Origin of the sequence: Oceanihabitans sediminis (genome assembly GCF_003337215.1) — a bacterium.
Taxonomy (GTDB): domain Bacteria; phylum Bacteroidota; class Bacteroidia; order Flavobacteriales; family Flavobacteriaceae; genus Oceanihabitans; species Oceanihabitans sediminis.
This window is the reverse complement of sequence record NZ_QPIG01000003.1, coordinates 208,862-233,984: the sequence shown is the minus strand read 5'-3', so window position 1 is coordinate 233,984 and position 25,123 is coordinate 208,862. Positions and strand designations below refer to the sequence as shown.

Below are 25,123 nucleotides of genomic sequence, written 5' to 3'. Positions count from 1 at the left end.
ATAAAGATAATCTTTTTATTTTTTAACTCCATTTATGAAATTATAAAATCGATTCGCGCTTAACATTTTTTTAATAATAAAAGACTGTATATTTACACTTAATTAGAAAAGGAACTATGCCAACAGAATGTATTACTTTTAGAGAAACTAATTATTTTTCATCCTTAATTTGTGATTATTTAGAGGAAAGAGAAGCACTTCAACCACTTTATAATAGATTCCCTAAAATTGAAAATTTTAAAGCTCAAATAGAAGAGAAGGCTAAGAACGGTTTATCTGAAGGTAGTCGGAAAATCTTATCTGAATCCCTTCTAAAGCAATATCAAAAAACGGAAGCTTCAGAAATAACACTTCAGAATATTGAAGCTTTAAAAAAACAAAATACATTTACCATAACTACCGGACATCAGTTAAATCTATTTACTGGACCATTATATTTTCTATATAAAATTGTTTCTACTATCAATCTTAGTACAGAGTTAAAGCAGAAATATCCTGAATATAATTTTGTGCCAATTTATTGGATGGCAACCGAAGATCATGATTTTGAAGAAATAAACTTTTTCAATTTCAAAGGAAAAAAAGTGCAATGGAATAGAAACGCTTCCGGAGCAGTAGGAGAATTATCAACGGAAGGTTTAGATGTTGTTTTTCAGGCTTTTTCTAAAGAACTGGGTGTTGGTAATAATGCAAGAGCTTTAAGAAATCTGTTTCAAGAGGCATATACCAAGAACACTAATCTTGCAGATGCAACAAGATATTTGGCAAACGCTTTATTTGCAGCATACGGATTGGTGATTGTAGATGCTAATACAAAAGAATTAAAACAGTTATTTGTTCCTTTTATAGAAGAAGAGCTAAGCAAGCAATCTTCTTTTCAGGAAGTTTCAAAAACCAATAAACTAATAGAAGAATTAGGTTTCGGTACTCAGGTAAACCCTAGAGAGATTAACCTTTTCTACTTAACCAAAAAACTACGAGAACGAATTGTTTTCGAAAATAATGTTTACAGCGTAATAAACTCCGATATAAGCTGGAGCGAAAGCGAAATTTTAGAAGAAGTAAAGTCACATCCAGAACGTTTCAGTCCTAATGTAATTATGCGACCGTTATATCAAGAGGTGATTCTTCCAAATCTTTGTTATATAGGTGGTGGTGGAGAACTTGCATATTGGTTTCAGTTACAAGACTATTTCAAAAAAGTAAAGGTGGTATTTCCTATGTTATTACTTAGGAATTCCGCATTGATTAAAACTCAAAAACAAGCTGAAATACAAGAGAAACTGAACCTTTCAACTGTAGATTTATTTTTAAATCAAGAAGATTTACTTCAGAAGAAAACAAGAGAACTTTCTGCTATTGAAATAGATTTTTCTAAACAAAAAGCACATTTAGAAAAGCAGTTTGCAGATTTATATAAACTAGCAGAGCAAACCGATAAATCCTTTTTAGGAGCGGTTGCAGCGCAAGAGCGAAAGCAAATAAAAGGTTTAGAAAATTTAGAGAAACGATTAATGAAAGCGCAAAAGCGTAAATTACAAGAGCAATTAGAAAAAGTGAAAACGCTACAAAACCAATTGTTCCCTAATTGTAGCTTACAAGAACGCAATGCCAATTTTTCACCGTATTATTTAGAGCATGGCGAAGAATTAATACCAGAATTAATCAAAGAATTAAAACCATTACGTGGAGATTTTACTATAATAACTATATAGTGAAATCTATTTAAAAAAAAATGTAAAACGTAAAACGTAATTATAAAATCCTTACTATTTTTGCGCATGCAACACAACAAAGTACTTATATTAGATTTCGGATCGCAATACACACAACTTATTGCGCGTAGAGTTAGAGAACTTAACATCTTATCTGAAATACACCCTTACAACAAAATTCCGTTAAACATAGAAGATTACAAAGCTGTAATTCTTTCTGGTAGTCCAAACTCTGTAAGAGGAGAAGACGTTTTACATCCAGATTTATCTAAAATTAGAGGACACAAGCCTTTACTAGCTGTTTGCTATGGTGCACAATACCTAGCGCATTTCTCAGGTGGTGAAGTAGCTCCTTCTAATACTAGAGAGTACGGAAGAGCAAACCTTAGCTATGTAAAAGAAAACGATCCTTTCTTCGGATTAATTTCTAAAGGAAGCCAAGTTTGGATGAGTCATAGTGATACCATCAAAACATTACCAACAAATGCTGTGCTTTTAGCAAGTACGCAAGATGTTGAAAATGCAGCTTACAAAATTGAAGAAGAACAAACTTATGCTATTCAATTTCACCCAGAAGTATATCACTCTACAGACGGAAAGCAATTATTAGAAAATTTCTTAATAAACATAGCTGGTTTAGAGCAAGATTGGACACCAGATTCTTTTGTAGATGAAACTGTATCTGCGCTAAAACACCAATTAAAAGATGATAAAGTAGTATTAGGTTTATCCGGTGGTGTAGACTCTAGTGTAGCAGCAATGTTACTTCATAAAGCAATTGGAGAAAATCTTTATTGCATTTTTGTAAATAACGGATTGCTTCGTAAAAACGAGTACCAAAGTGTATTAGACCAATACCAGGGCATGGGCTTAAATGTAAAAGGAGTTGATGCTTCGGCACGCTTTTTGGATGCACTTGCAGGTGAAAGCGACCCAGAGAAAAAACGTAAAGCTATAGGTCGTGTGTTCATTGAGGTTTTTGACGATGAAGCAAATCAGATTGAAGATGTAAAATGGTTAGCACAAGGAACTATTTATCCAGATGTTATAGAAAGTGTTTCTGCAACAGGAGGTCCAAGTGCAACTATCAAAAGTCACCATAATGTAGGAGGTTTACCAGACTTTATGAAATTAAAGATTGTGGAGCCGCTTAAAGCATTATTTAAAGACGAAGTTCGTCGTGTAGGTGCATCTATGAATATGGATAAAGCCTTATTAGGTCGTCATCCATTTCCAGGTCCGGGACTTGCAATTCGTATTTTAGGAGATATTACCCCAGAAAAAGTACGCATTTTACAAGAAGTAGACGCAGTGTTTATAGATAACTTAAAGAAATGGAATCTATACGATAGCGTTTGGCAAGCAGGAGCAATTCTGTTACCAGTAAATAGCGTAGGAGTAATGGGAGACGAGCGTACCTATGAGAAATGTGTCGCTTTAAGAGCTGTAGAAAGTACCGATGGTATGACAGCAGATTGGGTAAACCTTCCTTATGAATTTTTACAAAAAACCTCTAACGAAATAATAAATAAAGTAAAAGGCGTTAATAGAGTAGTGTACGATATTAGCAGTAAGCCACCAGCAACTATTGAGTGGGAATAAAATCTCATTAAAATAATTTGGGCGTTACTTTTTGTTTTCAAAACAAAAAGTCAGGCTTTCCGCTGCAATCTTTTTTATGAAATAAAAAAGGATTTCCACTAGAATCCTTAACGCGAGATAACTTGCTAATATAGTTGCGAGCATCAAGTTGAGGACTGTTAACTAGGATAAAAACAATAAAAAAGATACCTTTCTAATGCTTAAATTAGAGAAGTAAAGATTTAGTATGAAAAATTTATTATACATTTTTGGGTTCATTTTGTTATTTGGTTGTGCATCTACAACACAAGCACAAAGCCATAAAACACATACAGTAAAAGCTGGAGAAACAGTTACATCTATTGCTAAACAATATAATGTAACTCCTTTTGATATTTATGCCTTAAATCCAGATGCAAAAAAAGAACTTAAAATAAATGCTGTATTAGTAATACCTAAATCTAAAGTTGTTGTATCTGAAACTAGTGGAGATAAAAAACTACATAGTTTTAAAGAGCATAAAGTAAAACGTAAAGAAACTCTTTACAGTTTATCTAAAAAATACGGAGTAGAGCAAGAAGATATCAAAAAGCACAATCCGTTTTTATATGCAAATACTTTACGTAAAGGAGATAGAATAAAAATTCCTGTTTACAAAACAGTTAAAGTTGAAGAAACAAAAGAAGTTGTAGACACTGTAGAGGAAGCAAAAGACTATGTTTCATATACAGTTTTACCTAAAGAAGGAAAATGGCGTATAGCTTATAAATACGGAATCACCGTAGAGGAACTGGAAGCAATCAATCCAGGTATGTCAGAAACTTTAGATGTTGGTCAGGTTATTAAAGTGCCAAATTTAAATAAGAAGGATCTAAAAGAAATTGACGATAAATATTCCTACTATACCGTTTTACCTAAAGAAGGATTTTATAGATTAAAAATAAAACTGAATCTAGATCAAGAAGCATTAGAAGCTTTAAATCCAGAACTAAAAGAAACAGGATTAAAATCAGGAATGGTTTTAAAAATTCCTTTTTCTGAAGCTGTTTCAGGAAACGAAGCCTCTACACCAATTTCTGATTCTAATTTATTTCCTGCTTCTAGTTTAGTAGCTAATATTAAAAATTACGAGACAAAACATATCGCGGTAATGTTGCCTTTTAGACTAAATAGAATCAATTCAGATTCTATTTTAGATGCTAAAAACAAAATAGAATCCGATAAGTTTTTAAGTACTTCTTTAGACTTTCATACTGGAGTTTTAATTGCAGCAGATTCTTTAGCGAAACTAGGAATCTCTGTAAAATTAGATGTTTACGATACTAAAAACCAATTAAGTGAAGTAGCTTCTTTATTAAGTTCTAAAAACTTAGAGGATGCAGATGCAGTTATTGGTCCGTTAATGCCAAATAATTTTCAACGAGTAGCTTCTGAGTTAAAAAGAAAAAATGTACCAGTGTTTTCTCCTAACTTAAAGGATTTAAAAACATCGGATAATGTTTTTCAAACCATGCCAGCTTCAGATTTACTAGAAAAAAGTATGATTGACTTTATTAAAGCAGATAATTCAAAAAACCATATCATTATTATTTCAGATGCAAAAAATGCTTCTACTAGTAATATTTTAAAAAGAGAATTAGGTGCAGCTGCACAAGTATATTCTAGAAAAGGTAAAGAAGGAAAAGACTTATATTATATTTTAGAAGGAGATATTAGAACGAAGTTAAAAGCAGGAAATAACATCGTATTTTTAGAAACCGATAATTATACTTTTGTTTCTAACGTGACTAGTATTTTAAATTCTCTTAACAATAAAACAAATAAAATTGTTTTAGCAACAACAAATATGAATGCTGCTTTTGAAAACGATGAGATTTCAAATTATCATTTATCTAATTTAAATTTTCATTTCCCTACAGTTTCAAGAACTTATAATGAAGATGATAATAATAGTTTCGCTAATACTTATAAAAAAGCATATGGAGAAACTCCAAACAAAACAGCAGTTAGAGGTTTCGATTTAATGATGGATGTTGTTTTACGACTTTCTGCTTCAGATAATATGTATGATTCTGTTAGCGAATTCCCTTTAACAGAATATGTTGAAAACAAGTTTGCTTACAACAAACAAACTTTCGGTGCGTATTACAACAACACCGTTTATATTGTGAAATATCAAGACCTTAAAATAGTAGAAGCCGGTAAAAATGTATTTTAAACTCCTGTTTATTGGTTTTTGCTTACTCAACATTCAAACAGATGTTGCAACAATAACTTGGAGTGAAGATTATAACCTAACATGGAGTGACTTTAAAGGACCTATAGAAACAGCCTCTGATGCGGTTGCAATTACAGCATCAGGGATTAGTTTTGGCTATGCAATTAAATCGGAAAACAAAGAGGTTTCCGGATTCAAGACTAAAATCTTAGCACATTTCTATCCAGAAAAATCATGGTACAAAGCTGCCTTAGCAGATGAGCATATTTTAGCACATGAGCAATTTCATTTTAATATAACAGAATTGTATGCTAGAAAATTTAGAGAAAGAGTTGCTCGTTTACAACCTTCTACAGATGTAAGTTTTCAATTAGAAGCCTTACACAAAGAAATTAATAGAGAACTTGCGGCAAAACAAATTCAATACGATGCTGAAACTGATTTTTCTAGAGATTTTGAACAGCAAGCTATTTGGGAAAAGTATATTGAACAAGAATTAGCAAAACTAGCTACATATAAATCAGAAGAATAAAAATGCTTCAACCAGATAGAGAGTTTTTAATAAAATTAGCACATACTAAAATGCCTTACGGAAAGTATAAGGGTAAATATCTTATAGATTTGCCAGAATACTATGTGGTGTGGTATCACAGTAAAGGGTTTCCTAAAGGAAAGCTGGGCGAAATGCTAGAAACAGTTTATACGCTAAAGCTGAATGGTCTTGAAATGCTGATTAGAAATATTCAGAAAAATTTTCCAAAGAAATAGTTTTAACTAGTTCTTCTTTTTTTAACATTTTCCTTTCAAAGAAATTTGTGTTTTATTTCAGCTTTTTGCTCGTAAACAACTCTCAAACTTATTGGTTTTATAGTGCTTTTTCACAGCCAAAAACACTTTAAAAACGAAAGCAAAAATTAAACGCATAAAGACTTAAACTATTAAACTTAAAATCGTAAATTTGCTCGCGTTTAACAACGCAACATGACAACTACAACAAAATACATATTCGTAACAGGAGGAGTAACATCCTCACTAGGAAAAGGTATCATTGCTGCCTCTTTAGCAAAACTACTACAAGCACAAGGTTACAGGACAGCTATTCAGAAATTTGATCCGTATATTAATGTCGATCCAGGTACGCTAAACCCATATGAACATGGTGAATGCTATGTTACAGACGACGGCGCAGAAACAGATTTAGATTTAGGCCACTATGAACGTTTTCTAAATATGCCTACCAGCCAAGCAAATAGCGTAACTACCGGAAGAATTTACCAAAGCGTCATTGAAAAAGAACGTCGTGGAGAATTTTTAGGAAAAACGGTTCAAGTAATTCCACATATTACAGACGAAATTAAAAACAGAATCCAACTTCTTGGTAATTCAGGAGAGTACGATATTGTTATTACTGAAATTGGTGGTACTGTAGGTGATATTGAGTCTTTACCTTATGTAGAATCTGTAAGACAGTTAAAATGGGATTTAGGGGAAAATAACGCTATTGTTATTCATCTTACATTAGTTCCTTATTTATCTGCAGCAGGAGAGTTAAAAACAAAACCAACACAGCACAGTGTGAAAACACTTATGGAAAGCGGTGTGATGGCAGATATATTAGTTTGCAGAACAGAACATGAATTACCATTCGATTTACGTAGTAAATTAGCTAAATTCTGTAATGTAAGAGAAGAAGCAGTTATTCAATCTATTGATGCTTCTACAATTTATGATGTTCCTAACCTAATGTTAGAAGAAGGCTTAGATAAGGTTGTTTTAAAGAAATTAGCTTTACCTAGCAATACACCAGACCTAACACAATGGAATAAATTCTTAAAACTTCATAAAAATCCAAAAACCGAAATTACTATTGGTTTAGTTGGTAAATATGTAGAATTACAAGATTCCTATAAATCGATATTAGAAGCTTTTATTCATGCAGGAGCAGAAAATGAAGTGAAAGTAAATGTAGAGTCTGTTCATTCAGAATATTTAAATGAAGATAATATAAAAATAAAACTTTCTCACTTAGATGCTGTATTGGTAGCACCTGGATTTGGAGAAAGAGGTGTAGAAGGAAAAGTAACCGCTATTAAATACGTAAGAGAAAACAATATCCCATTCTTAGGAATTTGTTTAGGTATGCAAATGGCTGTTATTGAATTTGCTCGTAATGTTTTAAACCTTAAAGATGCAAACTCTACCGAAATGAACACCGAAACTTCACACCCTGTAATTAGCTTAATGGAAGAGCAAAAAAACATTACAGATATGGGTGGAACCATGCGTTTAGGAGCTTGGGCTTGCGATTTAAAGAAAGACAGCTTAATTGCTAAAGCTTACAAATCGGAAGCTATTTTAGAGCGTCACAGACATAGATACGAGTTTAATAGTGAATATAAAGAGCAGTTAGAAGCAGCCGGAATGATTGCAACAGGTGTAAACCCAGAAACTAATTTAGTAGAAGTAGTTGAGGTTCCTGAGCATCCTTGGTTTGTTGGTGTGCAATATCACCCAGAGTATAAGAGTACTGTTGCTAATCCGCACCCTTTATTTATAGCTTTTGTAAAAGCAGCACTAAAGCATAAAAATAAAAAGAAAGATGCCACTATGGCAAAAAATTAAAAACGGATACATTTTTGAATACATCCTGAACCTTTGAAAGAAGGTTTTTGATTATAAATTTGTGAGTAAAACGAAAGAGAAAAACAAATGTCTATTTAGATGTTTGTTTTTCACGTAAAATAGAGTTTAATAAATAACATATTAACCTTTTCCCTATCGGAAGAGTAGATATTAATTATGGAAGAAAAGAAACTAGATCTAAATTCAATTATAGGTTTTATCCTGATTTTTGGAATTTTAGTGTACATGATGTACATGAATCAGCCTACACCTGAAGAACTTGCAGAGCAAGAAAGAGCAAAGCAAGAACAGGTAGAGGCAGAGAAGAAAGCAAACAAACAAGAAGAAACATTAGTAACTTCTGCAGTAGATTATTCTGCAGCAACTATTTCAGATTCTTTACAATTAATTGCTCTTAATAATAAATTAGGTGCATTTGCATATTCTTCTACATTACCTTCTGCAACAGACAAAGAAACACTTGTAGAAAACGACTTACTAGCTTTAAAGTTTAGTAATAAAGGAGGTTACCTAAGTGAAGTTAGATTAAAGAGTTTTGTAGATTACGATTCTATCCCTATTTATTTAATTAAAGACGGAAACGCTGCTTTTAATATTAGCTTCAATACTACAGATAATAGAAACTTAAATACTCAGGATTTATTTTTTGAACCAACTATTTCTAAAAATGGAGAAAACACAGTGGTTTCTATGAAACTAAAGGTGTCTCCAACACAGTTTTTAGAATATAGATATGAATTGAAACCAAACGATTATATGATAGATTTTTCTATCAATTCACAAGGTTTAAGTACTGTTTTAAATAGTTCTCAAGAAATAAATTTAGATTGGAAACTGAAAACTTTCAGACATGACAAAAGTATTTCTTATGAAAACAGATATACGCGTTTAACATATCAATATGAAGGAGATAAGTTAGATAAATTAAGTCCAACAAGTGATGACGACGAAATGATAGAAGATGCTAGTTGGATTTCTTACAGACAGCATTTCTTCAGTTCTATATTAGTTGCAGATCAACCAATAAAATCGGTGCAATTAACTTCTAAGAACCTAGTAGAGGATGAAGAAATTGATACTGTTTTCACAAAGCAGTATGCTTCTAAGTTTGCATTAAACATTCACGCAGGAGAAATTAATCAGCCTTTAAAATATTACTTCGGACCAACAGATCATAAAACACTTAAGCAATATGATATAGGTTTAGAAGATAGTATTCCGTTTGGTTGGGGTATTTTCGGATGGATAAACCGTTATTTATTTGTGCCGTTATTCTCTATGCTAAGTTCTTTCTTACCGTATGGTGTGGCAATTGTTGTAATGACGATTTTAATTAAATTATTATTATCCTTCGTACAATACAAGCAGTTCTTATCTCAGGCTAAATTAAAAATTATCAAGCCAGAATTAGATGCTATAAAAGAGAAGTACAAAGACAATAAAATGAAGATCCAACAGGAAACAATGGCGCTTCAAACAAAGGTAGGTGCTAGTCCGTTAAGCGGTTGTTTACCGGCTTTAATTCAGTTACCTGTATTCTACGCTTTATTCCAGTTTTTCCCTTCAGCTTTCGATTTAAGACAAAAAAGCTTTTTATGGGCAGACGATTTATCTTCTTATGATACGGTAGCAGAACTTCCATTCCATATTCCATTTTATGGAGATCACGTAAGTTTATTCCCTATTTTAGCGTCTATAGCAATTTTCTTCTATATGAAAATGACTACGGGACAACAAATGGCTTCGCAACCTACACAGGAAGGGATGCCAGATATGCAAAAAATGATGAAGTATATGATTTACTTCTCGCCAATCATGATGTTGTTCTTCTTTAATAATTACGCTTCTGGATTAAGTTTATATTACTTTATTTCTAACGTAATTAGTATCGGAATCATGATCGTGATTAAGAATTTCATTTTAGATGAAGAGAAAATTCATGCTAAGATTCAGCTTAATAAGAAAAAGCCTAAGAAAGAAAGTCGTTTTCAAAGAAAAATGGCTGAAATGATGGAGCAGGCAGAAAAACAAAAACAAGCTCAAAAAAGAAAATAATTCTTCCGTTATTGAAGACTTTAAGAGTAAAAAAGCTGCTAACTATTTATTAAAAAGTTTGGCAGCTTTTTTGCTATATATAAACCTATTGAAAACAATTTTATTTAAATAGAAACCTTTATCAAATTATGAAAAATCTATTATTTTTCTGTGTATTTATACTAAGCATTTTTGCTTCGGCACAAGATATCAACCAATTGGATGCAAAAGGAAAGCGTCATGGTATTTGGAAAAAGAATTTTGAAAACACCAATGTGCTTCGTTACGAAGGGGAGTTTTTGCATGGTAAAGAAATAGGTGTTTTTAAATATTACAAAAACGTAAACGGAAAGCCGGTAATTGCTGCCACAAAAGAGTTTAACAAAGACAATAACTTAGCAAAAGTTTCCTTTTTTGCTTCCACAGGAAAACTTATAAGTGAAGGGCAAATGGACGGTAAGTTATTTGTTGGTGCTTGGACATATTATCAAAACCGATCTAAAAATATTTTAAGTATAGATAACTATAATGATAAAGGCGAACTTGATGGTGAAAGACTAGTGTATTATGATAACGGTGCTTTAGCTCAAAAAGAAATTTATGTTAATGGTAAGCTTCACGGTCCATCTATTTGGTATTCCGAAACGGGTGTGGTTATAAAAGAATATGCTTATGATGCTGGAGAATTACATGGTCCTGCAAAGTACTACACAAAAAACGGCGTGATGGTTTTAGAAGGTCAATATAAAAGAGACAGAAAAGATGGCGTTTGGAAATACTACGAAAATGGAAAATTAGTAAAAGAAAAAGATTTTACAAGAAAGAGTAAGAATCCTTATAAAAAATAAAGCGTTTCAAATAAACAAACAGCTTTAAAAGTATAAAAGCTCCTTACTTACGTAGGGAGCTTTTTATTTAGGTAGTCATTAAATGTGAATAAGCTATTAATCAATCTCAATGAAAGGGATTACCTAAATTTATATTACAAATCTATAAATATTTCTAGCATATAAAAATTTACAGCCTAGTTTTCGACGAACTGCATTTGTTTGTAAAAATATGCACCTTATTATAATTGAAAGGAGACTTAATTATTTGTAAATTTGCAGCATGAAAAGAGTAATTGTAGGACTATCAGGAGGAGTAGATTCAAGCGTTGCAGCTTATTTACTTAAAGAGCAAGGTTATGAGGTAATAGGCTTGTTTATGAAGAACTGGCATGACGACTCTGTGACAATCTCAAATGAATGTCCGTGGTTAGATGACAGTAATGATGCTATGATTGTAGCAGATAAATTAGGTATTCCTTTTCAAACGGTAGATTTAAGTGAGCAATACAAAGAGCGTATTGTTGACTATATGTTTCATGAATATGAAAAAGGAAGAACGCCAAACCCTGACGTGCTTTGTAATAGAGAAATCAAGTTTGATGTCTTTATGAAAATTGCATTAGAACTTGGTGCAGACTATGTAGCTACCGGTCACTATTGCAGAAAAGCAACTCTAGAAAAAGACGGTAAGGAAATTTACCAACTTTTAGCTGGTGTAGATACCAATAAAGATCAGTCTTACTTCTTGTGTCAGTTATCCCAAGAGCAATTGTCTAAATCCTTATTTCCTATTGGGGAATTAACAAAACCTCAAGTAAGAGAAATAGCAGCGAAATTAGATTTAGTCACTGCAGATAAAAAAGACTCGCAAGGACTATGTTTTATAGGGAAAGTAAGACTTCCAGAATTTTTACAACAACAATTAAAACCTAAAGAAGGTGTTATAGTAGAAATTCCTGAAAGCAACCAGGCTTTTCATAAAGAAACTCCTAGTTTCTCTAATAAATTAGAAGAATTAGAATATTTATCTGAAAAAGCTAGTTATCAAGTTGCAGACGGAAAAGTTGTAGGGAAACATCAAGGAGCACATTATTTCACCAAAGGACAGCGTAAAGGGCTAGCCGTTGGTGGTACAGCAGAACCATTGTTTGTAATTGATACCAATGTAGATGATAATGTCATTTATACCGGACAAGGAAAGCAACATCCAGGTTTATACAAAAGAGCTCTTTTTGTTTCAAATGAAGAAGTACATTGGGTTCGTGAGGATTTAGCGCTTCAAGTAGGAGAAACTATGAAAGTTCAAGCCAGAATTAGATACCGTCAAGAATTGCAAAATGCGACTCTTTATCAAGTAGAAAACGGTATGTATGTAGAGTTTGAAAAACCACAATCTGCAATTACCGAAGGACAATTTGTTGCTTGGCATCACGGTGAAGAACTTATTGGTTCTGGAGTAATTTCTTAAAATAATATTTTTCCATGTATCGTAATTGCGAGAACGAAAACGTGGTAATAGGTTTTTAAATTTCTCGCAAATAGCTTTTAAATATGGAAAACAAAATCACCAAACTTTTTAATATACAATATCCAATTATTCAAGCAGGAATGATTTGGAATTCCGGATGGAGGTTAGCTTCTGCAGCAAGTAACGCAGGTGCTTTAGGGCTTATAGGTGCAGGAAGTATGTACCCTGATGTTTTAAGAGAACATCTTCAGAAATGTAAAAAGGCTACAGATAAACCTTTCGGAGTGAATGTTCCAATGTTATATCCTAACATTGAAGAAATAATGAACATTATTGTAGAAGAAGGAGTTAAAATTGTTTTCACATCCGCAGGTAATCCTAAAACTTGGACCAAATGGTTACAAGAAAGAGGAATTACTGTCGTGCATGTAGTTAGTAGTGTGAAATTCGCTTTAAAAGCGCAAGAAGCAGGAGTTGATGCGGTTGTAGCAGAAGGTTTTGAAGCAGGTGGTCATAACGGAAGAGATGAAACGACTACACTAACTTTAATTCCTATGGTAAAGGAACAGATAGAAATTCCTTTAATAGCAGCAGGAGGAATTGCAACAGGGCAAGCAATGTTGGCAGCAATGGTTTTAGGAGCAGATGCTGTGCAAGTAGGAAGTAGGTTTGTTGCAAGTGAAGAAAGTTCGGCACATCAAGCATTCAAAGAAGTTGTTGTAGATGCAAAAGAAGGAGATACGCAGCTAACTTTAAAAGAATTAGCGCCAGTAAGATTGGTGAAAAATAAATTCTTTAACGAAGTTCAAGAACTTTATAAAAAAGGTCCTTCCATAGAGGAATTAAAAGAGTTACTAGGAAGAGCTAGAGCTAAACGCGGTATGTTTGAAGGAGATTTAGAAGATGGAGAATTAGAAATAGGACAAATTGCAGGTCTAATTCATGATATCAAGCCAGCAGCTCAAATTGTAGCAGACATGATGCAAGAATTTGAAGAAGCTAAAAAAAGTGTTTCTAGTTTATAATTAAAAAAATAATAAGATTACTCTTTCAGTAATCTTATTTTTGCTGAATGATTTTAAGTAAATACACCAAAGAATTTAAATACAACTGGAAGTTGGCAGCACCTGTAATGTTAGGTATGCTAGGACATACTTTTGTCCAGTTTGTAGATAATATCATGGTTGGTCAATTAGGAACCGCAGAACTAGCCGCAGTTTCACTGGGGAATAGTTTTGTGTTTATAGCCATGTCTATTGGTATTGGTTTTTCAACAGCAATAACACCTTTGGTTGCAGAAGCAGATACTGCTAAAGATTTTATTCAAGGAAAATCGGCATTTAAACACGGATTGTTTTTATGTACTACCCTAGGTGTTTTCCTGTTTTTCTTGCTCTATTTTGCTAAACCTCTTATGTATTTCATGAAACAGCCAATAGAGGTTGTTGAAATAGCTATTCCATATTTAGATTTAGTAGCATTTTCGTTAATACCATTAATTGTTTTTCAGGCATTTAAACAATTTAGTGATGGCTTATCTATGACTCGCTATCCCATGTATGCTACTATTTTAGCAAATATTGTAAATGTTGTATTAAACTATGTGTTGATTTTTGGAAAGTTTGGTTTTCCAGAATTAGGAATTATTGGTGCGGCATACGGAACCTTAGTTTCTCGATTTGTGATGGTAATTTACCTATGGTGGTTGTTGAAGGGGAAAGAAAAATCTAAAAACTATGTAACTAACATCAAGTTTTTTGTGTTAGAAAGCGGTATGATGAAAAGAATTATTAGCCTTGGAACACCTAGTGCTATGCAAATGCTTTTTGAAGTTGGAATATTTACAGCTGCTGTTTGGTTAAGTGGTATGCTAGGTAAAAATCCACAGGCAGCAAACCAAATAGCATTAAATTTAAGTTCTATGACATTTATGGTTGCTATGGGCTTAAGTGTTGCTTCTATGGTTCGAGTAGGGAATCAAAAAGGATTAAAAAACTATGTAGAGCTACGCAGAATTGCCTTTTCCTTATTTTTATTAGGAACTATATTCGCAACCTGCTTTGCATTATTCTTCTTTATTTTTCACAATCAACTGCCAAAAATATATGTAGATCTTGACGATGCTAAAAACCTTGTAGATAATACGGAAGTAGTTAGTATTGCTTCCAAATTAATGTTTGCTGCAGCTATTTTTCAAATAAGTGATAGTATTCAAGTTGTTGTTTTAGGAGCTTTACGCGGACTTCAAGATGTGAAAATCCCAACCCTAATCACTTTTATTTCATATTGGTTAATTGGTTTTCCTATTAGCTGGTTTTTAGGAAAAGAAGATGCTTATGCTAGCTTCGGGATTTGGTTAGGTTTGCTTGCAGGACTAACAACCGCTGCAATTTTATTGTATATTCGCTTTAATTATTTAACAAAAAAACTAATTGACTCAAAACATGGAACTACCTAAATTTATACTTGGTGATAATACAGACTACCCAAATGCTATCTTTGTAATTCATACCGATTTTCCAAGGTTTGTAATTAATCTTGAAAATGATGAGGTAGAATGGTTTGAGGATTTTGATCAGCATGATCAAAAGGAATTAGAATTAGAGGCCGAAAACTTAATTCAAGAGGCTACAGACTTCTATGATAGAGAGATTGCTCGTTACGAAGAGTAATTAATACAATTCTGCTTTTAATATGATAGACCAATTAATACAATACGATCAAGACTTATTTTTATTTTTAAATAATCTAGGTTCTGAAACTTGGGATGCTTTTTGGCTTGTAGTTACAGATAAGTTAACATTTGCTCCTCTTTATGCTTTATTATTGTATTTAATTTATAAGCACTTTGGTCTAAAAACCTTATTGATTTCTGTTCTTGTTATTGTGTTGATGATTACGTTTACAGATCAAATTACCAATATCTTTAAGCACGGATTTAAGCGTTTTAGACCTTGCCGACAAGAAGGGGTTATGGAGTCTATGCGTTTTATAGCTGAACGCTGTGGTAGGTATGGTTTCTTTTCTGGTCATTCTTCAAACTCCATGTCTGCAGCTGTTTTTGCAGGTTTATTGCTACGTCCGTATTATAAAAACCTCATTTTTATTTTACTATTTTGGAGTGCATTTGTTGCTTATAGCCGAATTTATGTTGGCGTTCATTATCCGCTAGATATTGTTTGTGGATTGACTTTCGGAGCGCTTTCTGGATTTATGTTTTATAAACTCTTAGGTTATATTTTAAAACGATTTGTGGAAACGCTTCCTGTAGAAAAATAAGCGATATTTTCTTTAAATATTTTGTTTGCTAACGGTATAGTTGATGTATTTCTTTTTCATCCATAGAAAAACAAAACAATCTATAAAAGGTCCAATGGATCTATTCCAAAACCCAAATTTAGAATCACCAGCAAGTCTAGGAAAGTGCTTCACAGGAATCTGTTTTATCTTTCCGCCTTGTAATAAAACCATTGCAGGTAAAAACCTATGTAGGCCGTTAAACATAGGAATGTTTTTAGCATAATCTGTTCTTAGTACTTTAAGCGGACAATTTGTGTCATCCATACCGTCTTTGGTAAAAAGCTTTCTAAAGCTGTTTGCTGTTTTAGACGAAAGTTTTTTTAAAAGACTGTCCTTTCTGTTTGTTCGCATTCCTGTCACCAAGTCAAAAGTATTAATATGACTTAATAGTAAATTGAAATCCTTTGGCGACGTTTGTAAATCGCTATCTATATAGCCAACTAATTCCGTGTTTGTAAAGTCGAAACCAGCTTTTAAAGCTGCGCTTAATCCTTTGTTAACCTTGAAACTTATAAAAGTAAAAGCAGGGTTTCTACTGCAAATAGCTTCGATGATTTCTTGGCTTTTATCTGAAGAACCATCATTAACAAAAAGCACTTTAGATTTTTTATTTGCAATTTCAAGATATAAAAGCAGCTCTTTTTCCAAACGAAGTAAATTATCTTCTTCGTTATAAACAGGAATAATTATGGTGAACTGAAAGTGCATAATAGAAAGAATTGAGAATACAAATGTATTCTTTTTTGTGGAAAGGAATATTTCCGAAAAAAAATGTTACTTTTAATGTAATTCTATCATTATGAAAATATTAGTTACAGGAGCAGCAGGTTTTATCGGATCACACACCGCAGAAAGATTGAAAAAATTAGGCCATGATGTTATTGGTATCGATAATTTTTCGTCTTACTATAGTTTAGAATTGAAAAAACTAAATGAAAAAGAACTGAAAAGCAAAGGGGTTCCTGTATTAAATAAAGATCTAAGAGATACCGATTTAGCGGAAGCGCTTCCAAAAGACATTAATTATATTTTTCATTTTGCAGCTCAACCAGGAATTTCTAAAACTTCTACATTTGAAGATTATTTCTCCAATAATATACTAGCTACCAAAAATCTAATTGACTACGCACAAAGTCTAACAGATTTAAAACTTTTTGTAAACATAGGAACTTCATCTATATACGGTCTAGAAGCAACTTTTCCAGAAGATGTAGCTCCGAAACCTGCTTCGCATTACGGAGTGACAAAACTGACAGCAGAACAGTTGGTTTTACAAAAGAGTAGAGAGAAACAGTTTAAAGCTTGTTCCTTACGATTATATTCTGTGATTGGACCTCGAGAAAGACCAGAAAAAATGTATACCAAACTAATTGCTTGTGCTTTTAATGATTCGGCTTTTCCATTATTTGATGGTAGTGCATCACATTTGCGTAGTTTTACCTATGTTGGAGATATTGTAGATGGCGTAGTAAGTGTGATTAATAATGAAGGGAAATTAGATGGTGAAATCATTAATCTAGGAACAGAGGTGGAGCATACCACCCAAGAGGGAATTGAAGCTGTAGAAGCTGTTATTGGTAAATCTATAAAGATTAATCATGTAGAGGCTAGGGCAGGAGACCAACTACGTACCAAAGCAAATATTGATAAGGCTAGAAAGCTACTAAACTACAATCCGAAAACTACTTTATTAGAAGGGGTAAGATATCAGGTTAATTGGTATAAAGAGAACTTCATGTAATTTAACTCCTTAATCCTAGAAGATAATCGGCAGCAGCAAAAGGTGTTGTTTTATTGTCTTCTATAAGCTGCAATTGTTTTTCTAGCGCAGCTTTGATTTCTGCATTATTAAAAAAGGAACTTTTTAATTGCTCTTCAATAGTTTGAATAAGCCAAAACTTGTTTTGCTCGTTTCTTTTAAACTGTAAGTAATTATTCTCACTAGTGATTTTTACATAGTCCTGAATAATATTCCAAATATTATCTATTCCTTCGTTGTGTAAGGCGCTGCATAAAGTCACTTTAGGCGTCCATGAGGATTCTTTTTTAGGATAGAGATGTAAAGCTCTATTGAATTCTACTTTAGCTATTTTGGCAGACTTCGTATTTTCTCCATCTGCTTTATTGATAGCAATAGCATCTGCCATTTCTATAATTCCTCGTTTGATACCTTGTAACTCATCGCCTGCACCTGCTAATTTAAGTAGTAAGAAGAAGTCCACCATACTATGTACAGCAGTTTCACTTTGTCCCACACCAACAGTTTCAATAATAATGGTATCAAATCCTGCAGCTTCACAAAGCGTAATGGTTTCCCTAGTTTTTCTTGCAACACCTCCAAGAGAATCTCCCGAAGGGGAAGGTCTTATAAAGGCATTTTTGTCTTTTACTAAGTCCTCCATTCTTGTTTTATCGCCTAATATACTTCCTTTGGTTAGAGAGCTACTCGGGTCGATTGCTAGTACGGCTACCTTTTTGCCTTGTGCCGTTAAATATTTTCCAAAAGACTCTATAAACGTACTTTTTCCAACTCCAGGGACTCCGGTAATACCAATTCGTACCGAATTGTTGGCATTTGGTAAACAGGATTTTATGATAGCATTTGCTTTTTCAACATGTGAAGCATTTTTACTTTCCACTAAGGTAATTGCTCTACTTAGAGCCGTAATATCTCCTTTTAGAATTTGAGAAACCAGATCTTCAACACTAGGTTTTGCTCTTCGTTTTCGTTGAATGTTTTTTATAGAAATGCTGTTAGTGATTTCACTTTGTGAAACACCTTCCTGTTCTTTTAATGCTGATTTCTTTTGCTTAGTCACGACAATTTAAATCTATAACTTATTATTAGTAGGAGAATTCTAGACTAGAATATAGTGTTATTTTAAAGGAACTACAACCATAGTATCATCCCAGGCCATGGTTAGGGATAAATTATCTGTAGAATTATCAAATCCTATGGTGAATTGCTCTACGGTTGTTTCTAGTTTTTTTACGGGTACACTTACGTTAATAACGTCAAATTCTGGTTTGCGCATCGGTTTCATTTCCATATCAACACCCCACTTATATTGTTTTGAATTGAACATTACATTCCAAGTAGTATCATTCGGGATGGTCCATAGCGTATATTTTCCAGCAGGAAGAGAATCGTTACCGATTTTTAATGCTTTGTTGGTTTCAAAAGTAGTAGCTTCGTTTGCACCTGTTCGCCACACTTTATTGTAAGGAACTAAAGCACCAAATACTTCACGATTTCTTTTGGATGGTCTATTATAAAACACTTCTAACTTTAAGTCTTCCACTTGAAAAACAACTGTTTTTTTAGGACTTAGAGAATTGCTAAATAAGCCACCATTTTTATAAGAATAAAAAGAAACCACAACCAGTGCGATAGCTAATAATCCTATAACCCATTTTAAAAATCTATTCATTTCTGTAAACTGTTTTAAAGTGTAAATATACTTTAAAAATTGTGCATCTTTAAATAGCTAACGGACTTTTCATGAGAATTATTTGATGATTTATCAGATATATTTTCGACTAATTTATAGGTGTAACTTGGGTAGAATAAAAAAAATCAGGGTTACATTTATATGCTACCCTGATTTAAACTCGATATTAGGATTAATTAATGATCGACAAGTATCTTAAAGATCTCTACTTCATTTTTAGTTGATATAACTTTCATGAAATAGATGGCATTATGAAACTTGGAGGTATCTATAGAAATGCTATTGCTAGTAATGTTTTCCTTTTGTAGTACAAGCTTTCCATCTATGGTGTACATGTTTATAGATTGAATACCTGGATTAGCAGCATTTAGTTGAATATTCACAACATCCTTTGCTGGGTTTGGATAAATGGAGATAGCATTGCTAAAGGTATTTGTTTCTGTGTGGAGTGTAGCTAGAATAATATCGTTGACACTTCCTGTAATATCTAGCCCTGCAGTTCCTGCAACTCCTGTGCCATTAGAATTTCCGTCAACAGCTAAGTCATGTGTTATCATGACAAATTCTGAAGTACCTACAACTTCAAAGACAGCTGTAAATAAGGTGGTGGTTCCGGTAAGAGGACCCGACAAAGTACCAGCAGAATAACGAATAACCTCAGGAACAGAAGTATCGTTTGCTAAAGGAATATTCAGGTCTGTATAATCCGGAGTTAAACTATTTAGTTGAATAACGGCTTCATTATATTCTAAATATATTTGAACTACCGTATATGGGGTCGTACCTGCAACTGCTTGTAGTGTATACGTAAATGTATCACCAATTGCGAGTGGCGGATTTGCATCAACGCTTGCAAGTATGTCTACTGTTTCGACTGATGCATTGTTTGTTTGCGCTTTCATGTTAAAACTACCTATGATAGTTAGTAACAAAAGTATTTTAAAGCTTAAGTTTTTAATCGTTTTCATAATTTCTTGTTTTAATCATTTTGTGTTTCACCAGACAAGCTATGGTTTCCAGACAGTAATCCGAAGTCTAAGTAGTTGATGGTTAAATTATTGTCTAAATCTGCTTGACTGTCAAACCCAGTGTCTGTGGAACTTAGTCCATAGGTACTAGATAAAATTCCGAAGTCTAAGAAATTGACATTATTATCGTTGTTAATATCTCCTGCCAGCATTGGACTTATAGTTTCTGTTTGGTTTTCTACTAAAGTTAGATTAAGTAGTCGCTGTAAGTACTGAGGGTGCTTTACTAAAACCTTGTAGTTGCCCGGAATAAGTTCTGTGCTAAGCAGAATATTTCCACTAGTATCTGCTGTTTCATTTAAACTATGAATTGGTGTTACTAAGTCCTCTTCCTTATAGATGATTACGGAATAGCTTCCGGAATAATCGGTTCTTCCTTGTAAGCTTACCATTAAGCTTAAGCTGTATGAATGCGTAACGGTTATGGTTTGTGTACATGCACCCGATTCATTTCCTGCAGCATCTGTTGCAATCCAGGTAATAATGGTTTCTCCTAAAGGATAGGTATCGGTTAAAGCTAAAGCATCCGATCTAACACCATTATAACTTATAGCTCCGGAGCAATTATCTGTAGCAGTTGGTTCTGTAATAGCTACTGTAGCTTGTGTTTCGCCTTCCGCTATGATTTCTATAATATCTTCCGGACAAGTTATGATAGGTAGTTCATCATCTGTGATCGTTATTGTTTGTTCACAAGTAGCCGAACTATTTCCAGCAGCATCTGTTGCCACCCAAGTAATAATGGTATTTCCTAATGGGTATGTATCTGTTAACTCTAAACTGTCACTTCTTGTTCCTGAATATGTAATAGCGCTAGTACAATTGTCTGTGGCTGTTGGTTCTGCAATACTTACGATTGCACTACACGTACCAGCATCTGCTGTTTGTGCGATGTCTGCTAGACAAGTTAATGCAGGAGCTTCGATGTCTTCTAAAACAGTCCAAGTAAAGGTTTCAGTCGCATCTGTACTTCCAGGTTTAGAAACGGTAACTATTACTTGGTGTACACCGTCATTATTCGGTCCGCCAGTAACAGCACTCGCATCTATAGTTCCATAAATAAGTCCGTTGGTTGGCTCAATAGATAAACCACTCGGTTGTCCACTAATACTATATGTGAAGTTAGCAGAGCTACTTCCTCCACTAGCTATGGCTGAGAAGTCGGATATTTCTAATTCACAGTTAGTAATATCTGCGATTGGTTCGATGACAATATTAGAATTTGCTACTCCAAGTATTTCTATGGCATTTACAAGCGGATTTTCTATATTTCTAAAAAAAGCAATTTCTAGGATTCCATCATTTACTTGTACGTTATTTTGAATCATCCCTGCAGCACGGTGTCCATAAGATGCTACAACGTCTAAATTATCTATTCTTCTTTCGCCCTCTATATCTACACTAAAAATACGGGAGCCTGGAAATCTAGTTCCGTGATACAGGTTTCCTGCGTAAAAGTTCACAATATAATCTCCGTTTGGAACAGGTATAGAAAATACCATAGGAGTAGAGCTAGCAGAAATACTTCGTTGTGTACGAATGATTTCTAGATAGGTAGCCTCATCAATATATGCAGGAATAGAAGCGTCTTTAGCTGCATAGTCTAATTCCATAGGAGTAATTTCAAATTTTGAACCAGATGAAACGGTATAGGAAGGTCCGGTTGTTGAGCCATTAGAATTATTTATTTCCCAATCTGGCCCTCCATCTGAAGCAGCAATGGTTGCGCCACCGGCATTAATCCTAACTATTGGTTGATAAATATCTGTAAGTTCTCCGGTTACATTATTAGTGATTAGTGGGTTGTTTCCGGAGTGCGTTATTTCTACCGTAGCATTTTTAATACCTACTATATTATCAGATAAAAAGTTAATAGGAATGTGTACCGATGAACCAGGGTTAACAACTATAGGAAATACGGCATCTGTACTAAAGAGTGCAGCATCTACTCCAGTAAAGTTTAAAGTTGAAATTGTAATAGGGTCATCAGTTGGGCCTCCTTCATTACTAAGCTTTAAAGGTTTTTTTCTTAAGGAATTTGCTGTTGGTGTGAGACCGAAATCTAAAGGTTCTGGCTCTGAGGAAAGTATGCCGTTTTGGTTTTCATACACTTCAAAATAATCCCAAGTAGCAGTAAATGGGGTAGCCCCTCTAGAGGTGGAAATCATTCCTATGGCAAGACCTATATTGTCTGTAGCGTCTAAAAAGCTTAGCGGTAATGTTATTGGTGCACCTAATACATTTAGTGTTTGTCCGTCATCAATTGAATAAAAAGGTTGTGCTGTATTGGCAGCAGGGTCTACACTGAAGTATAAATTTACAGAGCCTGCATTTAATATTCCGGGAATATCATAGGCAGTATCATGTGTTACTACGCCATTGTCTTCCATTAAAACTTGTAAGCCTTGCACTGTATCAGCATTAGAAGTTCCATTCATTAAAACGAGTTTCAAATAATTGTCTTGATCACCGTTTCCTAAACTAATTCCGTAGGATTGATAATCTACAGGTTCTGTTTGCGAACCACTAATTCCGAAGAAAGGGGATTCAATTTTCGAGTGAATCGTAAAAGGGTTGGAGTTAGAGTCAACATTCACACCAAACTGAAACGCATTAGCTTGGTTGTTTGTTAATGCATCGCCACTAGTCACTAAATCGACTGTTGCTTTTCCTGCAGCACCACCAAAGGATAAATCTTCTTCGTTAAATTGGGTTAGATAATCTGTGTTTCCGGAAGGATCTAGCATTAAGCCTGTAAATCCTAATCCGAAGAATCCTGTGCCCGGATCGTTGTTCCATAGAGGTAAGTTTACCGGAAGATTGGTACTTAAACCGTTATCTGGGTCTAAAGCAAAAGGATCGTTTACATCTAAAATGCCATCATTATCGTCGTCATCATCATTTAAGTCGGAAACAAAGTCTCCGTCATTATCTTTTGGCTTACTACCTTGTGAACAGATATTTGTTCCGTTATCTATTTCATCTTGGTTGGTATAGCCATCCCCGTCATTATCTGCTTCTGGGTCATATCCTGGTTCTCCAGGTTGTATACAATCTATATCCGAAGGTTCAAAAACCGTAATATTATTTGCACCATAGGTTACTGCCCAAACTGTTCCAGGGAAAACATCGTTATCACCTTGCGCAATCACGTCTAAAGGAATGGACCCGAAACCACTAAAAATAACCTCGTATTCCTCAATAGCATTTCCCGCAGTATTAAATTTATATCTATTTATGTCTCCGTTGAAGGAAGCTGTTAATACATTTCCTTGCATGATTCCGCCAAAGTTAGAAGCTGTGTATTCGGTAATTCCATTGGTAGAGGAGTTTCTAACATCTAGAATATTTACTTTTGAGCTTCCCACTGGTTCATCTAAAAGATATTCTGCTAACCTAGGTTCGTCTGGAAAATCTGCTATGGAAAAGGAATTATTAAAATAACCAGCAGCACCTGTTAACAGTGTTCCGAAATCGTGTGTGCTTGCTGCTTCCCATGTTCCATTTACTTTATGATAGGCTATAACTTTAGCTCTTGAAGGAAATGCTGCAATAGGAATTGGATGTCCACCATAATAAGTTTTATTAGAATCGTTAATCGTTCCTACATAATGTAGTGGGTCACCAATTAAGCTAGATCCAGATTCATTCATTTCGTTGGTTACATAGTGCAATAAAGGATCATAAGTAATCGTGCTTTCATCTCCTAGATATTGGTCTGTGGCACTGTCGTATATTTTTGGAACTCCTCCCCAAAGAGAATTTGGTCCGTTATCTGAAGTATAAATTCTTCCGCCTTCTGTAACTAAAATATCATAAGCATTTCTAAAGCCAGGAGCAAAAACCTGTAATGGTCCTCCTGGCTCTGGAAAAGCTTGGTTTAAGCTATTGTTTCCACCAAAGGGGTCGTTGATGTCTATGGTTGCGTTATACATTGGATGTCCAACAGGATATGGGAATTCCGGATGCGTATTATCAATGTCTAATCTTGTAGGGTCGTTTAGTGTTGGTAAATCGTAAACATACTCGGTATTTGTTCTTGGGTCTGTATATACCGGCATACTTTCTAGCTGTGTTAGATTTGCAACTAGTATAGATCCAGAAAGAAAATACTCTGGAGTACCCGCAAAATTATTACTAGGAGCTCCCTTGTTTGTGTTTCCTCCTTGTGAGATAAGTAAATAGGTGTTGCCATCTTTTTCAAACATGTCCATACCATTAATAGCATGGTTTTCTTCGCAACGAGCTAAACCTCTAATCAAATCTATTTTATGCCAAGAAGTTCCTGTCCATTCTAATTTTGAAAGAATACTAGAGTTGGTATCTAGGTTGGTATCGCTACCAGCACCACCACCACCGAATAAGAAATCGGATGAGGTTACATATATAATAGGGTTTGTTGGTGTTCCTGCAGTTAATATTCCGGTGATTAGGCGTTGCTGTGTTGTGTTTGCAACACCAGAGTCATTATGATTTACAATTCCTGTTTGAATGGTATTAATTACCTCGGTATTGGTAATTGTATAGGTTCCGCTACCAGAAATTGCTGCATCTCGACTTATGGTATAAGCCCAAATTTTTCCATCTTGTTGTGAAACGTAAAGTCTTCCATCTGGTCCAAAATCTAAAGAAGTAGGATTTAAAACAGTTTGACCAACTAATCCAGAAGAGCCAAAGCTGATAGTTTGTGCAGAAATATTTTGTGAAACACTAAACGTGTAGGAAATAATTAATAGCACAAAATATTGCTTTAGGGTTTTGTAAAGCATCATATTATATTATTTTTTTCGGTTTTGTTTTACTGTGCTATTAATCGAAAAAAATCTATGGATAGATTGTCGGAATCACCAACGA

At 34.0% G+C, this 25,123-nt stretch carries 19 protein-coding genes; 14 read left to right on the top strand and 5 right to left on the bottom strand.

All coding sequences use genetic code 11. The annotated features are described in order from the left end of the window. Window positions 1–116 precede the first annotated feature (116 nt). The 13 genes from bshC to DU428_RS09320 all read left to right on the top strand — a co-directional run bounded on the left by bshC (window position 117) and on the right by DU428_RS09320 (window position 15,768). Window positions 117–1,715, top strand: coding sequence for a bacillithiol biosynthesis cysteine-adding enzyme BshC (gene bshC / locus DU428_RS09380; protein ID WP_113966430.1), 1,599 nt, complete (start codon window positions 117–119; stop codon window positions 1,713–1,715). Between the two features lie 66 nt (window positions 1,716–1,781). Continuing rightward, window positions 1,782–3,317, top strand: coding sequence for a glutamine-hydrolyzing GMP synthase (guaA, locus tag DU428_RS09375; protein ID WP_072351237.1), 1,536 nt, complete (start codon window positions 1,782–1,784; stop codon window positions 3,315–3,317). A 226-nt stretch (window positions 3,318–3,543) separates the two neighbouring features. Continuing rightward, window positions 3,544–5,514 carry a LysM peptidoglycan-binding domain-containing protein gene (locus DU428_RS09370; RefSeq protein ID WP_113966429.1) on the top strand — a complete coding sequence of 657 codons (1,971 nt, stop codon included), beginning with the start codon at window positions 3,544–3,546 and terminating at the stop codon, window positions 5,512–5,514. After that, the gene (locus DU428_RS09365) at window positions 5,504–6,046 is read left to right on the top strand and encodes a DUF922 domain-containing protein (protein ID WP_072351235.1); all 543 of its coding nucleotides are present in this window, start codon (window positions 5,504–5,506) and stop codon (window positions 6,044–6,046) included. Before DU428_RS09370 ends, DU428_RS09365 begins: the two co-directional genes overlap by 11 nt. Before the next feature lie 2 nt (window positions 6,047–6,048). After that, window positions 6,049–6,282: a DUF3820 family protein gene (locus tag DU428_RS09360; protein WP_072351234.1), complete on the top strand. Its 234-nt coding sequence runs from the start codon at window positions 6,049–6,051 to the stop codon at window positions 6,280–6,282. A gap of 213 nt (window positions 6,283–6,495) precedes the next feature. Continuing rightward, the gene (locus DU428_RS09355) at window positions 6,496–8,136 is read left to right on the top strand and encodes a CTP synthase (RefSeq protein ID WP_113966428.1); all 1,641 of its coding nucleotides are present in this window, start codon (window positions 6,496–6,498) and stop codon (window positions 8,134–8,136) included. A 177-nt stretch (window positions 8,137–8,313) separates the two neighbouring features. Further along, complete coding sequence (gene yidC / locus DU428_RS09350; protein ID WP_072351232.1) at window positions 8,314–10,212, top strand: membrane protein insertase YidC; 1,899 nt, start codon at window positions 8,314–8,316, stop codon at window positions 10,210–10,212. 128 nt (window positions 10,213–10,340) lie between these two features. Beyond that, window positions 10,341–11,039 (top strand): toxin-antitoxin system YwqK family antitoxin, encoded by a 699-nt coding sequence (locus tag DU428_RS09345; protein ID WP_072351231.1) that lies wholly within the window; start codon window positions 10,341–10,343, stop codon window positions 11,037–11,039. Between the two features lie 262 nt (window positions 11,040–11,301). Beyond that, window positions 11,302–12,489, top strand: a complete 1,188-nt coding sequence (gene mnmA, locus DU428_RS09340) for a tRNA 2-thiouridine(34) synthase MnmA (protein WP_072351230.1) — start codon at window positions 11,302–11,304, stop codon at window positions 12,487–12,489. An 83-nt stretch (window positions 12,490–12,572) separates the two neighbouring features. Then, window positions 12,573–13,514, top strand: coding sequence for an NAD(P)H-dependent flavin oxidoreductase (locus tag DU428_RS09335; RefSeq protein ID WP_072351229.1), 942 nt, complete (start codon window positions 12,573–12,575; stop codon window positions 13,512–13,514). 47 nt (window positions 13,515–13,561) lie between these two features. Then, window positions 13,562–14,947 (top strand): MATE family efflux transporter, encoded by a 1,386-nt coding sequence (locus DU428_RS09330; RefSeq protein ID WP_072351228.1) that lies wholly within the window; start codon window positions 13,562–13,564, stop codon window positions 14,945–14,947. Next, window positions 14,934–15,161, top strand: coding sequence for a hypothetical protein (locus DU428_RS09325; protein ID WP_072351227.1), 228 nt, complete (start codon window positions 14,934–14,936; stop codon window positions 15,159–15,161). Before DU428_RS09330 ends, DU428_RS09325 begins: the two co-directional genes overlap by 14 nt. Before the next feature lie 22 nt (window positions 15,162–15,183). Continuing rightward, a complete protein-coding gene (locus DU428_RS09320) occupies window positions 15,184–15,768 on the top strand; it encodes a phosphatase PAP2 family protein (RefSeq protein WP_072351226.1) in 585 nt (194 codons plus the stop codon). 12 nt (window positions 15,769–15,780) lie between these two features. On the opposite strand, the gene DU428_RS09315 is transcribed toward DU428_RS09320, so the two are convergent. After that, a complete protein-coding gene (locus DU428_RS09315; RefSeq protein WP_113966427.1) occupies window positions 15,781–16,497 on the bottom strand; it encodes a glycosyltransferase family 2 protein in 717 nt (238 codons plus the stop codon). A 91-nt stretch (window positions 16,498–16,588) separates the two neighbouring features. On the opposite strand from DU428_RS09315, the gene DU428_RS09310 reads away from it, so the two are divergent. Further along, the gene (locus DU428_RS09310; RefSeq protein WP_072351224.1) at window positions 16,589–17,530 is read left to right on the top strand and encodes an NAD-dependent epimerase/dehydratase family protein; all 942 of its coding nucleotides are present in this window, start codon (window positions 16,589–16,591) and stop codon (window positions 17,528–17,530) included. A 1-nt stretch (window position 17,531) separates the two neighbouring features. On the opposite strand, the gene meaB is transcribed toward DU428_RS09310, so the two are convergent. The 4 genes from meaB to DU428_RS09290 all read right to left on the bottom strand — a co-directional run bounded on the left by meaB (window position 17,532) and on the right by DU428_RS09290 (window position 25,041). Beyond that, window positions 17,532–18,608 carry a methylmalonyl Co-A mutase-associated GTPase MeaB gene (meaB, locus tag DU428_RS09305; protein ID WP_113966426.1) on the bottom strand — a complete coding sequence of 359 codons (1,077 nt, stop codon included), beginning with the start codon at window positions 18,606–18,608 and terminating at the stop codon, window positions 17,532–17,534. A gap of 57 nt (window positions 18,609–18,665) precedes the next feature. Beyond that, window positions 18,666–19,220 (bottom strand): DUF2911 domain-containing protein, encoded by a 555-nt coding sequence (locus DU428_RS09300; protein ID WP_072351222.1) that lies wholly within the window; start codon window positions 19,218–19,220, stop codon window positions 18,666–18,668. Window positions 19,221–19,417: 197 nt separating this feature from the next. Further along, window positions 19,418–20,209, bottom strand: coding sequence for a T9SS type A sorting domain-containing protein (locus DU428_RS09295; RefSeq protein WP_083585084.1), 792 nt, complete (start codon window positions 20,207–20,209; stop codon window positions 19,418–19,420). Window positions 20,210–20,220: 11 nt separating this feature from the next. Beyond that, complete coding sequence (locus DU428_RS09290; protein WP_113966424.1) at window positions 20,221–25,041, bottom strand: HYR domain-containing protein; 4,821 nt, start codon at window positions 25,039–25,041, stop codon at window positions 20,221–20,223. Between the last annotated feature and the right edge of the window lie 82 nt (window positions 25,042–25,123).